Source organism: Bacteroides sp. AM07-18 (assembly GCF_003602695.1).
GTDB classification, from domain to species: domain Bacteria; phylum Bacteroidota; class Bacteroidia; order Bacteroidales; family Bacteroidaceae; genus Bacteroides; species Bacteroides uniformis.
In genome coordinates this window covers 223,234-234,801 of sequence record NZ_QTLM01000002.1, presented here as the reverse complement: position 1 = coordinate 234,801, position 11,568 = coordinate 223,234, and the positions used below count along the sequence as shown (strand labels likewise).

Sequence of the window (11,568 nt, the reverse complement as noted above, 5' to 3'; positions counted from 1 at the left end):
CGATATGGTCTTTCAACTGACGGATAAACTTGCTTTCCCCGACCCTCACTACGGCGACCCCGACGGGTTGCTCGCTGTGGGCGGTGACCTATCCATTGACCGCCTCATCCTGGCGTACTCCAACGGTATATTCCCCTGGTACGCATTTCGGGAAGAACTGATACAATGGTGGTGCCCGATGGACCGTTTCGTCATCTTTCCGGACGAAATCCATATCTCCCACTCCATGCGTACGCTCATCAACAAAGGAAAGTACGAAATCACCTTCAACGAAGCTTTCCAAGACATCATACAAACCTGCGGAGAATTGCGGATAGAACAAGAAGGCGCCTGGCTCGGAACGAAGATGATGGAAGCCTATACGCACCTGCACGAACAAGGATTCGCCGCCAGCGTGGAAGTATGGGAAGAAGAGCAATTGGTAGGTGGGCTGTACGGAGTGACCCTGGGACGTTGTTTCTTTGGAGAGAGCATGTTCTCACTCGTTCCCAGCGCCTCGAAGCTGGCCCTCATCCATCTGGCCCAATTCTTCAGGGAACATGGAGGCGTCATGATAGATTGCCAGTTCGAAACCCCTCACCTCAAAACAATGGGAGGCAGGCACATCAGTTACGACGAATATATGACATACATCGAACAAGACTGCCGCTTCTAAAAGTAAAAAGGAATAACGAGGGGCTCAGAACTATCCGCGCCTAAATATAGCATAATGAAAGTACTCATATACTTTTGACACTCTCCTATTCTATTTGAAGGCCGGAGCAGGAAGATGCATACCTGCCATCGTCAATTGGTTGTCCTTGGCATATTGGAGGAAATACTTGCGTGCTTTCACGGCAGCTTCCTTATCCATATCATAGGAAGCGCAGTATTCCGGATGCTCCAACTGAAGGGCCGCACCATGGATGAGGTCACCAATCACCAGTAACTTGCCACTCTGGAAAACCGTATGACCGGGAGTATGACCGACTGCCTCCATGGCAACCACATTGCCCGGCAAGGTATCGCCAAACTCAAACAGATGCAGCCGTTCCTTATAGGCATCCATCGTCTTTACGACCTGCGCCTTCCTTTCGGCAGGCATTGCCATCCAGGCATCATATTCCACTTTTGATGCGTACACTTCGGCATTCGGGAAGACTACACTGTCTCCCTTCATCATTCCACCGATATGGTCGCCATGGAAATGGGTAAGATACAGATATCCAATATCTGCCGGAGAGATACCCAAAGATTGTAATCCGGGCAACAGACGACTGCCGGGAGCTCCCATTCCCGTATCAAAAAGGATACGGATACCATTCGTATCTACCAGGAAGGTGCTCATGGAAGAAGGAATACCGCCTTGAAGCGACAAACTTTCCATCAATTCATCGCTTGCATCCGGGAAAATCGTTCTCGGCATCAAATGCTCACCAGCATTATCCTGAATCCAAGTGGCCTGCACTCCCTCCAGTTGCAAGGTCTTTACGCCACTGCATGTTACACCGACACTATCCATACTTACATCTTCATTTGTTTGTTTCTTTGTCCTGCTGCCGCAACCCGCCATCAGCAATGCTGCTGACACAACAACCAGGCACGTCCATGTCTTGTTTTTCATCGGTACAGAGTTTTTATCCATAAATATTGAAGTTCGCACAAATATAGGCAAATAAAATCATTCGGCACACGGATGTCTGAACCAAAAACGGCTGCCGACTCCCAATTCCGACTCAGCACCGATAGTCCCGCCAAGATGCTCAATGATACTTTTACAGATGGACAAGCCTAAACCCGTGCCCTTCGCAAAGGTATTAAGCTTTACAAAGCGGTCGAACACAGTAGCCACGGCATCCGGAGCAATACCCATACCGGTGTCCGTCACAGAAAACTCTATCTGACCGGTACCTTCCACCGGATGATATTCCAAAAGGATCTGCCCTTCACTGGTGAACTTCAAAGCGTTGTTTATAAAATTGGTGACCACCTGCATCAGACGTTTCTTGTCGGTATAGATACGGTAATCGGGCAAGTCGGGAGCCAACAGAACCGGTACAGCCTTGTCTTCCTTTATATCATAGTTGCGCATCACGTCCTTACAGAAGTCACTGACATCCACATACCCCATATTATAATCAAGTGTTCCCGCTTCTATCTTTGCCAAATCCAGAATGTCGGATATCAGTTGCAAGAGCAGTTCCGTATTCTCCTGCATGATGGCAAGGTATTCCTGGCGTTCTTCCCTATCGTCCAGTTCGGCAATGATGCTTGCAAAACCGACAATGGAATTGAGCGGAGTACGGATTTCATGACTCATATTGGCCAGGAAAGCAGACTTCAAGCGGTCCAGATGTTCTGCCTTATCCTTGGCGACCCGCAATTCCTCCTCTATCTTTTTCTGATGGTCGATATCCACACTGGTAATGACATGCGCCATCTGCCCGTCCACCCAAGCAAAGGCTGCACTGAACACGCGAAACCAACACTTGTCAAATGGCCGTTGATAATCCCACGAATAGACTTTGGTGGGGTGTCCGTTTTCATCTATCAAATGCCTCTTTGGGCAGAACTCACACTCCCCCGTCTTGTCCGAGTAGAGGGCCTCCCAGCATTTTTTCCCCCAGAAATGCTCGATACCGCCATATGGTTCCACCATAGACCTATTGGCATACAACATATCGTGGGAATCGAAAGAGTTGACGTAAATATCAACGCCCATATTATTCATGATACTGCCTAATGTATTGCTGGCCCTCACTTCCCTTTCCTTATATTCCCTGACCGCAATTTCCTTAGAGAACGAGCCCAGCAAGAGATGAATGATTTGCAACTCCTCTTCCGTGAGATAGGTCTCTTCCTCCCTGCCTGCAAAACCTATGAATCCGATGATTTTACCCTCAGTATCTTCAAAATGCCTGATTAACAAAGAATCCTCACCGTAGAAATCAAGAATGTCAATATCGTCCCATGAAGCATCCGCATTTCTGTTTCCATAGAAAGGTTTATCCCGAGCTTTCATGGCATCGACATGCTCCTTTTTCAACTCTCCCATATCGAAACGGGATTTCATAGTCCCACCTTCATTTCCAATCGTTTCTTTCAATAAGAAATAACGGAATCCGTCAGTCTGATAGATAAACCCTTTCGTAAAGTCATAGTAGTTGCAGAAATCGGTCAACGATTCAATAACTTTCCTTTTATTGGGTTCATTGCTATTCAACCGTTCTAAAAAATGAAGCAAGAATATGTTTAAGTTCTCTTTGTTTTTGCCCATATAATCTTTTGAAAAGCTTTAAGGCGCTAATATACAACTTTTTAAAGAGAAATAAGTTTCTTTTATATATCCAGGAAGTTTAAAAAACAACCATTCTCCAATAAAACAAAAAAGGCAATAACTTAATTTATTTTACAAGTATCACTAAGACAAAAGCTCTTCATCCGTATTCATACGACGGCATAACATCTAAAGTATACAAAAAGCAGTCTATGGAAGAAGAAAATATCCGAAACAGATTAATAGTCATTTTTTAAGGATAACAGAGTTGCCAATTTATCAAAAACAAAGTTAATTCACACATATATACATATTTGTATAAACGGAGAATAAGTAAAACTTTCCCAAAGATGTTTTTCTCTTCATAAGCGCTACAACCTATATACAACGAAATAAAGATTTGCAGTACAAACGGTCTGTTATGAGAGAAATATAGTATCTTTGCAACATCATGTTGCACCGTTTTACTACTTCCATAACCGACATTCCGCTTCCGGAAAGGTTCACCTATCCTTTCTGCTATACTCCGCACCCATTATGTATATTGGCAGCCAAAGAAGTACAAAGCTATCTTACCCGACAAACTGCATGGAAGGACGAACTGCGCCAAGGCAAAATGTTCGGGGTACTGATTGTACAAACCGAGCATGGAGAAACCGGATATTTAGCTGCATTCTCAGGCATATTGGCCGGAAAGAACCTACATCCCTTTTTTGTTCCTCCCGTATATGACTTGCTACAGCCACAAGGCTTTTTCAAGATAGAAGAAGAGAACATCTCTTCCATCAACCGCAACATCCGGCAACTGGAAAATGACAAAGCATATGCCGCCTTATCAGCAGAGCTTGCCCGGACCATTCAGTCAGCAGAAGACATACTGGCAACAGCCAAAGCACAGTTGAAAGAAGCCAAAACAGCCAGAGAACAGCGCAGAAAAGAAAAAGAACTCAATGCGCAGGAAGAAGCCGAACTGATACGGGAAAGCCAGTTCCAAAAGGCGGAATATAAACGTCTGGAACGTTCATGGAAAGCAAGGATTACCACACTGCAAACGCAGACAGAAGACTGGGAAAGACGGATTTCAGCATTGAAGTCTGAACGTAAAACCCGCTCTGCAGCATTGCAGCAAAAGCTATTCGAACAGTTCGGGATGCTGAATTACCGGGGAGAAGTCAAGAATCTCTGTGAGATATTCGGGCAGACCGTGCACAAGACACCTCCTGCCGGCGCAGGTGAATGTGCGGCCCCCAAACTGCTGCAACAAGCTTATCTGCACGGATGGAAACCTATTGCCATGGCCGAGTTCTGGTGGGGTGATTCCCCCAAGACAGAGATACGCCATCACGGCCACTATTATCCGGCTTGCAAAGGAAAGTGCGAACCTATACTGCAACACATGCTGCAAGGTCTACAAGTAGAGGAAAACCCCATGTTGAAAAGAATGCAGGTACCCTCCAAGAATCTGGAGATTGTTTATGAGGACCCATGGCTTTCGGTCATCAACAAACCAGCAGGAATGCTGTCTGTTCCCGGCAAGGAAGATGCAGTCTCCGTCTATAGCCTGATGCGTGAGCAATATCCCGAAGCTGACGGTCCCCTGACGGTGCATCGTCTCGACATGGCCACTTCCGGTTTAATGCTCATTGCCAAGACCAAGCGTGTACACCAGAACCTGCAGGCCCAGTTCAAGAACCGCCTGGTCAGGAAACGTTATGTCGCATTGCTCGAGGGTGTTGTCCCAAAGGACAAAGGTACGGTCGACCTCCCGCTTTGCCTGAATCCACTTGACCGCCCACGGCAAATGGTACACACCGAACACGGGAAGCCCGCCATCACCGATTATCAAGTTCTGGAACGTCTGGACGGGAAACGGACCCGTATCGCTTTCTATCCGCGCACGGGAAGAACCCATCAGCTACGTATACATGCAGCACACCCGCTTGGCTTGCACTGCCCCATCATCGGTGATGAACTTTACGGGGAGAAAGCAGACCGGCTTTATCTGCATGCCGAATACTTAGAATTTACCCACCCTATAACGGGAGAAACCGTAAGGATTACCAAAGAAGCCGAATTCTGACTGTCTACTGATTAATAACCAGCAAAGTAATGCAATAAATGATGATACTCCGACCTACCCCACAAGATTATGACGAACTGTTGACCGTCTGGGAAGCCTCTGTCCGCAGCACACACCACTTCCTGGCAGAAAAGGATATACAGTTTTACAAACCGCTGATAAGAGAGCAGTACTTTCTTGCCGTAGAGCTTTACATCATCCGCAACGAAAAAGAAGAAATTGCCGCCTTTATGGGACTGAGCGATGAACTCATCGAGATGTTGTTTGTCCGTCCCGACCAACAAGGTAAGGGATACGGAAAACGGCTCATGGAGTACGCCGTCCACCAAAAACACATCCACAAAGTGGATGTAAACGAGCAGAACGGACAAGCTTGCCGATTTTACCAACATATGGGATTCCAAGTGGCCGGCCGGGACGAAACCGACCCGACGGGAAAGCCTTTCCCTATTCTGCACCTGCAATTACCAACCCCACCACAGATTACTCAGATTGAACACAGATTATAATTTAGCAAACTTATGAAGATACATCACATCGCCATCTGGACCTTCCAACTGGAAGAGATGAAAGAGTTCTACACACGTTACTTCAACGGGAGCAGCAATGAAAAGTACATCAACCCCAAAAAAGGATTCGAATCTTATTTCCTTCACTTCGATGAAGGAACGGATTTGGAACTGATGAGCCGTACGGACATACAGAATACCCCTATTGAGGAAAACAGACTGGGACTGACCCACTTTGCCTTTGCCTTCGACAGCCAGGAAGCTGTCCTCCGACAGACAGAACGGCTACGTACAGCGGGATATACCATCGCAGGAGAGCCCCGTACCTCCGGCGACGGATATTTTGAAAGTGTCGTCCTCGACCCGGACGGTAACCGTATAGAATGTGTATTCAGGGCATAGTCTCTCAATCAGAGGAGACAAAGCTTCTCAACAGTTTTATCTCCTCTGCCCAAAGCGATTCATCGGGCGTCTCCAAAATAATAGGTATACCGTCAAAACGCACATCTTGCATAAAGCGCCGGAAGAAATCCATACCTATCAGCCCCTTGCCGATGCTGTCGTGACGGTCTACTCTGGAGCCGAGTGCTTTCTTGGAGTCATTCAGGTGTATACCGCGCAGATAGCCGAAACCTACCGCTGTGTCAAACTCCTCAAACACCTTGTCATACTCATTCACTATATCATAGCCTGCTGTATACGTGTGGCAGGTATCAAGGCAAACTCCAACGCGAGACTTGTCATCCACCCGGTCAATGATATGTCCCAGCTGCCAGAACTCATTTCCCACATTGCTACCCTGCCCGGCTGTGTTCTCTATGACAGCCACCACATCGTGCGTCTTGCCCAATATAAGATTAATGGATTCAGCGACCTTGTCCAGACACTCTTCCACGGAAATCTTATTCAGATGGCTGCCCGGATGAAAATTCAGTAACTTCAGCCCTAATTGTTCGCAGCGCTGCATCTCATCCAGAAAAGCGGCACGGCTTTTCTGTAACCCTTCTTCTTCGGGATGCCCTAAATTTATCAGATAACTGTCGTGAGGCAGGATATAGCGGGAATCGAAGCCAAGCTTCCCACAATTTTCCTTAAACACCCTGATACTCTCCTCCGTCAGCGGCCTTGCCACCCACTGACGCTGGTTCTTGGTAAACAAGGCAAAAGCATTTGCCCCTATCTCACTGGCATTGACGGGAGCCGCTTCCACTCCCCCACTGGCCGATACATGTGCACCTATAAATTTCATAATCTTATTGTATTTGCTCTTTCATGAATTCCCACTGGCATTTTTTCATGTCCACACACCCATTCTTTCTGAACGTCACGCCCTCTGCCTCCAGCAAAGCCCGCTGTTCCGCCCAGCACGGTGCCAGCCTGCCCTGGCTGTTCACTACCCGATGGCAGGGCAGACACATGCCGTCGGGCACATCGTGCATAGCATGTCCCACCATGCGCGAACATTGAGGTCTTCCGACAAGATAGGCTATCTGTCCGTACGTCACCACCCGCCCCGGAGGGATTGCGGCCACTACATTATAAACCTCCTGCTGAAAAGTGTCTTTGTCCATAAAAGTCTGGTTTGGGAAGGCAAAGATATGATAAATTCAGCAGGTATGCGAACAGACGTTACAAGAAAGTGGCTGCGCCGAGCGGATTGTATGTATAGGTGACATTACGGGCACGGATGATTTCGCCCGTCGGGGTAAACAATATCTGATATTTCGTCTGGAGATTTGCCATCCCTACCTCTACCGCCACGATGGACTGCCATTTGGGAAACTGTACCCAAGTGACATTCTGCACCATCCCTCCGGAATATTCACTGGCGGCAAAAGCATTGTAAACGGCAGGGGGCACTTCGTCCATTGTCTCCCAGTCCGTCTGTTGCATTACCCATTGCGCCTGCCCGTCAAACCAGACTTTCGTATCAAAACCGTTCATCAGGAAATCTGCCACATAATAAGATTCATCATGCGACCAGGCAACACCATCTGCCGTAGGATACATTTTCTTCAGTGCAGCCTGTACATCAGCAGGTGCCCAATCGGCAGAAGCCGAGACTGATACCATCAGCATCAAAACCAGAAAAGAGAATTTCAACTTACTCATAACTTCATCAGATTATCATGTTATGAGAAGAACGACGTACAGTAGATTTTGTTCACCGGCAATTCCCGGCCGTCAACTCCCAACCATTCAGTGGCAATATCAGCAAGAAACGTGACCCGCCGGTATAGTTTCTATCCAGCCTCACCTCCCCATTCAGCCTTTCAGCGATAATGCGGCAGATATTCAATCCCAATCCCGTACCTTGCTTGAACGCATCCAATTTATTGAAACGTTCGAAGATGCTGTCGGCCTTATCTTCGGGAATGCCCGAACCCGTATCGGCAACAGAAAAGGTAATCTTTCCCGCAATCTCCGAGAGAGAACAATGCAGATGAATCTCACCCTGCTCGGTATGTTTCTCTGCATTGGTCAAGAAATTGATAAGCACTTGCTCCAGACGCTTCTCATCCGTTACAATCAGATAATCATCCGCCACATCCGAAGTGAAATACAGCTTCACATTTTCCGGTTTACGATGTTCTACGGTAACAATGGCAGATTGACAAACGGCATTACAACTGTGAGGTTCCAAACGCATGGTATATTTACCGCTTTCCAAACTGGCAAGATCAAGAAGGTCGTCTACCAGCGTGGTGAGCAAATCGGAATTCTGCTGAATGCGGAGACTGAACTCGCTCTTCTCCTCTTCAGTAAACTCCATTTCGGGCAAAGACAGCATCTGGGAGAATCCGACAATGGCATTGAGCGGTGTCCGGATTTCGTGACTCATGTTCTGTATAAAGAACATCTTCATCTTATCCGACTGTTCGGCACGGTCGCGGGCCACTGTCAGTTCCTGGTTCTTCTCTTGCAAGGCAGCCATCGACTTGCGACGTTTGTACAGATAGAATATAAGAAAACAAGTAAACAGCAATAAAATCAAGGCTACCAGGCTTAGTACAACAATTTGGTGCTGCGACACAACCTGCTGTTCCTTCAGAATGGCTTTCTGCCGCTCGGCTTCCACATTGAGGCGGGCCAGTTCCAGATTACGGTTCTCCAGCACCAACTTACTGTTCTCGGCATTGATTTTCTCCAATTCGGCATGCGACTGGCTCTGTTCCAATGCCAACTGTGTATTGGCCAGACTCAACTTCGTATTTTTGTATTCCAGCACTTTGGCTTCCAGTTTCATACGCTCGTTATCCAATTGGGCTGTCAATTCGGCCAAATCTGAAGACTGCACCAGCCGGCTCAACGAGTCTTTATAATTATTGTATACAGAGGCATACAAATAAGCCTGCTCATAGTCTCCGGACTTCACATATATTTCTCTGCGCAAACGATACACCTCCATTTTATTACCCACAGAGTCAGCTGCCTTCAGAGCCTGCTCATAGTCCTTATCCAAAACCAGCCTGTATACACGAAGTCTCCTCGCCGTTTCATTCCATCCAATCCCATATTGTTTCATCTGACGCAGACATTCGTCATAGCAAGTCCTGAATTCATCATCACGGCGCATCCAGTATAAGACTTGACACTTCTCCCGCATGACCCCAATACGGCTTCCGGACGTTTTTGCCTCTCTTATACCTTTCTCCGCCAGTTCCAATGCCTTATCATATCCTTCCTCCTTTTTACCACGATAATATCTGATGAGAGCCTGGTAAAGTGTTGTAGGGTCCTGCTCCGGAAGATGCTCTTGCATATACACCAAAGCTTCCTGATAGTATTCCGCAGCCAATGCTTCATTTCCACGAACACGATAAATGTTTCCCAAGGTACGAATACAAGAAAAGATTCCATAATCATGTTTATCCTCAAAGGCTTGCTTCTTCATATCTTCAGCCTTTTGTAGTGCACGCAACGTACGGCCATTGTTCAATAGCTTATTAATCTCAATTGTACAAGCAAAATAATAATACTGTAAATAGTCATTTTTCCTCGCCTCGAGCCTTAACCTTTCGGCAGACTGCTCCAACATATCATAGTTATTGGCGGCAGCATAATAATGTACGGGAATGGTCAGTGCCAGGCATTGGGCTTTCTTATCTTTCTTCTTGGTAGCTTCAGCATATAGAGTATCAGCTATAAGCAACCCTTGCGGAAGGGTATTCCATCTTGTTGCCCGCTGATAAATAATATATAAGGAATCATCAATCTTATACGGATTGTTCTGTGCCCGAGCAGGTAAAGAAAATCCTGCAAGAAGTAGACACAGCAAAACCATTATATATTTTATTATCGACACAATGCAAAGATACTCTTTAAAATCCAAATAGTATAAAATATAGAAAAAAAGTTCATTTTCTACAAGTTAAAATGATATTCCATGGTAATCCAGCGGCAAATGACTAACTTTACACCAGAAATTCAGAAATATGATAAGAATACATCCCATATCCGGCAACAAAAAGCAATATCTTGACCTGCTGCTGCTTGCCGACGAACAAGAGTCCATGATTGACCGTTATCTGGAACGGGGAGAGATGTTCATCCTATCCGATAATGATACAGTCAAAGCGTCTTGTGTAATCACCTGCGAGGATAAAGGAATCTACGAAATAAAGAGCATAGCTGTCTATCCGGAATACCAGCGCCAGGGATATGGAAGACAACTGATAGCATTCGTTCTTGAACATTATAAAGACCGGTGCCATACTATGCTTGTCGGCACTGGAGACAGTCCGCTAACCATCCCCTTCTATGAAAGCTGCGGATTTGCATACTCACACCGGGTACCCGATTTCTTTATCGATAATTACGACCACCCCATATTTGAAGGAGGCAAGCAACTGAAAGACATGATTTATCTGAAAAGAACGCTTCAACCAAAATAATATCCTATATTTGCATATCACTTAACTCCACACATTATGGAAGCTAAACTTTGCCAAAGCTGCGGAATGCCCTTGTCATCTGCAGAAGTACTCGGAACCAATGCCGACGGTAGCCTCAACGAGGAATATTGCACCTATTGCTACCAGCACGGCAATTTTGCACAAGACTGCACTATGGACGAAATGATAGAACATTGTGCACAGTTCACCGACGAATTCAACAAGGATTCCGGAATGAATTTCACTAAAGAGGAAGCCATTGCCGGTATGAAAGAATTCTTCCCGACCTTGAAACGCTGGCAGTCCAAACAATAAACATGCCATCCCGTATCGAGCAGGAAAAACAGACAGTAGAACGGATGGTCCGCCTCTACTGCCGGAAAAAGGAAGGTAACAAGCAATTGTGTCCCCGATGCGAGGAATTGCTGGGATATGCCCGCATTCGTCTTTCACGCTGTCCTTTCGGTGAGAATAAATCCACCTGCAGGCAATGCAGCATTCACTGCTACAAGCCCGAAATGAAAGAACGGATGCGTAAAGTCATGCGGTATGCCGGACCACGGATGCTGTTATACCATCCCGTGGCGGCACTCTGCCATTTGTGGCAGGAATATGTCCATCAGTATCTCACCAAACGTTTCGGAGTTCCGCGCCAGGAACAGCACAAACAATAAACCGTATCCAGGTCGTATCCTTCCAATGAAGAGGTGCTGTCTTTAGGCACAATCTCGCCTTTGTCAGAGATGTAGACCGGCAGGCGCTCACCTTGTCCGTTCATCACAAAAAATGCCCCCACCTTGCATTGGGGGCATACCATCTTACGCATCA

At 46.6% G+C, this 11,568-nt stretch carries 14 protein-coding genes; 7 read left to right on the top strand and 7 right to left on the bottom strand.

Annotation, left to right across the window (positions count from 1 at the left end):
- Window positions 1–4: 4 nt before the first annotated feature.
- Window positions 5–655: a leucyl/phenylalanyl-tRNA--protein transferase gene (gene aat, locus DW096_RS04520; RefSeq protein WP_005826481.1), complete on the top strand. Its 651-nt coding sequence runs from the start codon at window positions 5–7 to the stop codon at window positions 653–655.
- A 90-nt stretch (window positions 656–745) separates the two neighbouring features.
- Here the strand turns inward: aat and DW096_RS04515 are convergent, their stop codons facing one another.
- Both DW096_RS04515 and DW096_RS04510 read right to left on the bottom strand, forming a co-directional pair.
- Window positions 746–1,603: an MBL fold metallo-hydrolase gene (locus tag DW096_RS04515; RefSeq protein ID WP_005826480.1), complete on the bottom strand. Its 858-nt coding sequence runs from the start codon at window positions 1,601–1,603 to the stop codon at window positions 746–748.
- A gap of 57 nt (window positions 1,604–1,660) precedes the next feature.
- Window positions 1,661–3,256, bottom strand: a complete 1,596-nt coding sequence (locus tag DW096_RS04510) for a sensor histidine kinase KdpD (protein ID WP_035449478.1) — start codon at window positions 3,254–3,256, stop codon at window positions 1,661–1,663.
- Window positions 3,257–3,707: 451 nt separating this feature from the next.
- Between DW096_RS04510 and DW096_RS04500 the strand changes: the two genes are divergently transcribed.
- Genes DW096_RS04500 through DW096_RS04490 form a run of 3 tightly spaced genes read left to right on the top strand, consistent with a single transcriptional unit; the run spans window position 3,708 to window position 6,247 of the window.
- Window positions 3,708–5,336, top strand: a complete 1,629-nt coding sequence (locus tag DW096_RS04500) for an RluA family pseudouridine synthase (RefSeq protein ID WP_165853717.1) — start codon at window positions 3,708–3,710, stop codon at window positions 5,334–5,336.
- Between the two features lie 38 nt (window positions 5,337–5,374).
- Window positions 5,375–5,845, top strand: coding sequence for a GNAT family N-acetyltransferase (locus DW096_RS04495; protein WP_008663809.1), 471 nt, complete (start codon window positions 5,375–5,377; stop codon window positions 5,843–5,845).
- A 12-nt stretch (window positions 5,846–5,857) separates the two neighbouring features.
- Complete coding sequence (locus tag DW096_RS04490) at window positions 5,858–6,247, top strand: VOC family protein (protein ID WP_005826473.1); 390 nt, start codon at window positions 5,858–5,860, stop codon at window positions 6,245–6,247.
- Window positions 6,248–6,251: 4 nt separating this feature from the next.
- Here the strand turns inward: DW096_RS04490 and nfo are convergent, their stop codons facing one another.
- The 4 genes from nfo to DW096_RS04470 are packed head-to-tail and all read right to left on the bottom strand — an operon-like array spanning window position 6,252 to window position 10,130.
- Window positions 6,252–7,094 carry a deoxyribonuclease IV gene (gene nfo / locus DW096_RS04485; RefSeq protein ID WP_005835868.1) on the bottom strand — a complete coding sequence of 281 codons (843 nt, stop codon included), beginning with the start codon at window positions 7,092–7,094 and terminating at the stop codon, window positions 6,252–6,254.
- A gap of 4 nt (window positions 7,095–7,098) precedes the next feature.
- Window positions 7,099–7,416, bottom strand: a complete 318-nt coding sequence (locus DW096_RS04480; protein ID WP_005826471.1) for an MGMT family protein — start codon at window positions 7,414–7,416, stop codon at window positions 7,099–7,101.
- Between the two features lie 58 nt (window positions 7,417–7,474).
- The gene (locus DW096_RS04475; protein ID WP_005826470.1) at window positions 7,475–7,957 is read right to left on the bottom strand and encodes a PepSY-like domain-containing protein; all 483 of its coding nucleotides are present in this window, start codon (window positions 7,955–7,957) and stop codon (window positions 7,475–7,477) included.
- 52 nt (window positions 7,958–8,009) lie between these two features.
- On the bottom strand, window positions 8,010–10,130 hold the full coding sequence (locus DW096_RS04470) for a HAMP domain-containing sensor histidine kinase (protein ID WP_081028746.1): 2,121 nt from the start codon (window positions 10,128–10,130) through the stop codon (window positions 8,010–8,012).
- A 151-nt stretch (window positions 10,131–10,281) separates the two neighbouring features.
- Between DW096_RS04470 and DW096_RS04465 the strand changes: the two genes are divergently transcribed.
- The 3 genes from DW096_RS04465 to DW096_RS04455 are packed head-to-tail and all read left to right on the top strand — an operon-like array spanning window position 10,282 to window position 11,414.
- Complete coding sequence (locus tag DW096_RS04465) at window positions 10,282–10,740, top strand: GNAT family N-acetyltransferase (RefSeq protein WP_005835863.1); 459 nt, start codon at window positions 10,282–10,284, stop codon at window positions 10,738–10,740.
- 36 nt (window positions 10,741–10,776) lie between these two features.
- Window positions 10,777–11,055 carry a zinc ribbon domain-containing protein gene (locus DW096_RS04460; RefSeq protein ID WP_005835861.1) on the top strand — a complete coding sequence of 93 codons (279 nt, stop codon included), beginning with the start codon at window positions 10,777–10,779 and terminating at the stop codon, window positions 11,053–11,055.
- Window positions 11,056–11,057: 2 nt separating this feature from the next.
- Window positions 11,058–11,414, top strand: coding sequence for a nitrous oxide-stimulated promoter family protein (locus DW096_RS04455; protein WP_009036628.1), 357 nt, complete (start codon window positions 11,058–11,060; stop codon window positions 11,412–11,414).
- Here the strand turns inward: DW096_RS04455 and DW096_RS04450 are convergent.
- Entirely contained in the window at window positions 11,360–11,566 is a 207-nt protein-coding gene (locus DW096_RS04450) for a hypothetical protein (RefSeq protein WP_009036627.1), read from the bottom strand. The two genes, DW096_RS04455 and DW096_RS04450, sit on opposite strands and share 55 nt — an antisense overlap.
- Window positions 11,567–11,568 lie beyond the last annotated feature (2 nt).

Bases quoted from the DNA above. Each gene is read 5' to 3' on its own strand.
- nfo (WP_005835868.1), bottom strand. From the start codon at position 7,094: ATGAAATTTATAGGTGCACATGTATCGGCCAGTGGGGGAGTGGAAGCG.
- DW096_RS04450 (WP_009036627.1), bottom strand. From the start codon at position 11,566: ATGCGTAAGATGGTATGCCCCCAATGCAAGGTGGGGGCATTTTTTGTG.
- DW096_RS04500 (WP_165853717.1), top strand. From the start codon at position 3,708: ATGTTGCACCGTTTTACTACTTCCATAACCGACATTCCGCTTCCGGAA.
- DW096_RS04460 (WP_005835861.1), top strand. From the start codon at position 10,777: ATGGAAGCTAAACTTTGCCAAAGCTGCGGAATGCCCTTGTCATCTGCA.
- DW096_RS04495 (WP_008663809.1), top strand. From the start codon at position 5,375: ATGATGATACTCCGACCTACCCCACAAGATTATGACGAACTGTTGACC.
- DW096_RS04490 (WP_005826473.1), top strand. From the start codon at position 5,858: ATGAAGATACATCACATCGCCATCTGGACCTTCCAACTGGAAGAGATG.
- aat (WP_005826481.1), top strand. From the start codon at position 5: ATGGTCTTTCAACTGACGGATAAACTTGCTTTCCCCGACCCTCACTAC.
- DW096_RS04510 (WP_035449478.1), bottom strand. From the start codon at position 3,256: ATGGGCAAAAACAAAGAGAACTTAAACATATTCTTGCTTCATTTTTTA.
- DW096_RS04515 (WP_005826480.1), bottom strand. From the start codon at position 1,603: ATGAAAAACAAGACATGGACGTGCCTGGTTGTTGTGTCAGCAGCATTG.
- DW096_RS04480 (WP_005826471.1), bottom strand. From the start codon at position 7,416: ATGGACAAAGACACTTTTCAGCAGGAGGTTTATAATGTAGTGGCCGCA.
- DW096_RS04475 (WP_005826470.1), bottom strand. From the start codon at position 7,957: ATGAGTAAGTTGAAATTCTCTTTTCTGGTTTTGATGCTGATGGTATCA.
- DW096_RS04470 (WP_081028746.1), bottom strand. From the start codon at position 10,130: ATGGTTTTGCTGTGTCTACTTCTTGCAGGATTTTCTTTACCTGCTCGG.
- DW096_RS04465 (WP_005835863.1), top strand. From the start codon at position 10,282: ATGATAAGAATACATCCCATATCCGGCAACAAAAAGCAATATCTTGAC.
- DW096_RS04455 (WP_009036628.1), top strand. From the start codon at position 11,058: ATGCCATCCCGTATCGAGCAGGAAAAACAGACAGTAGAACGGATGGTC.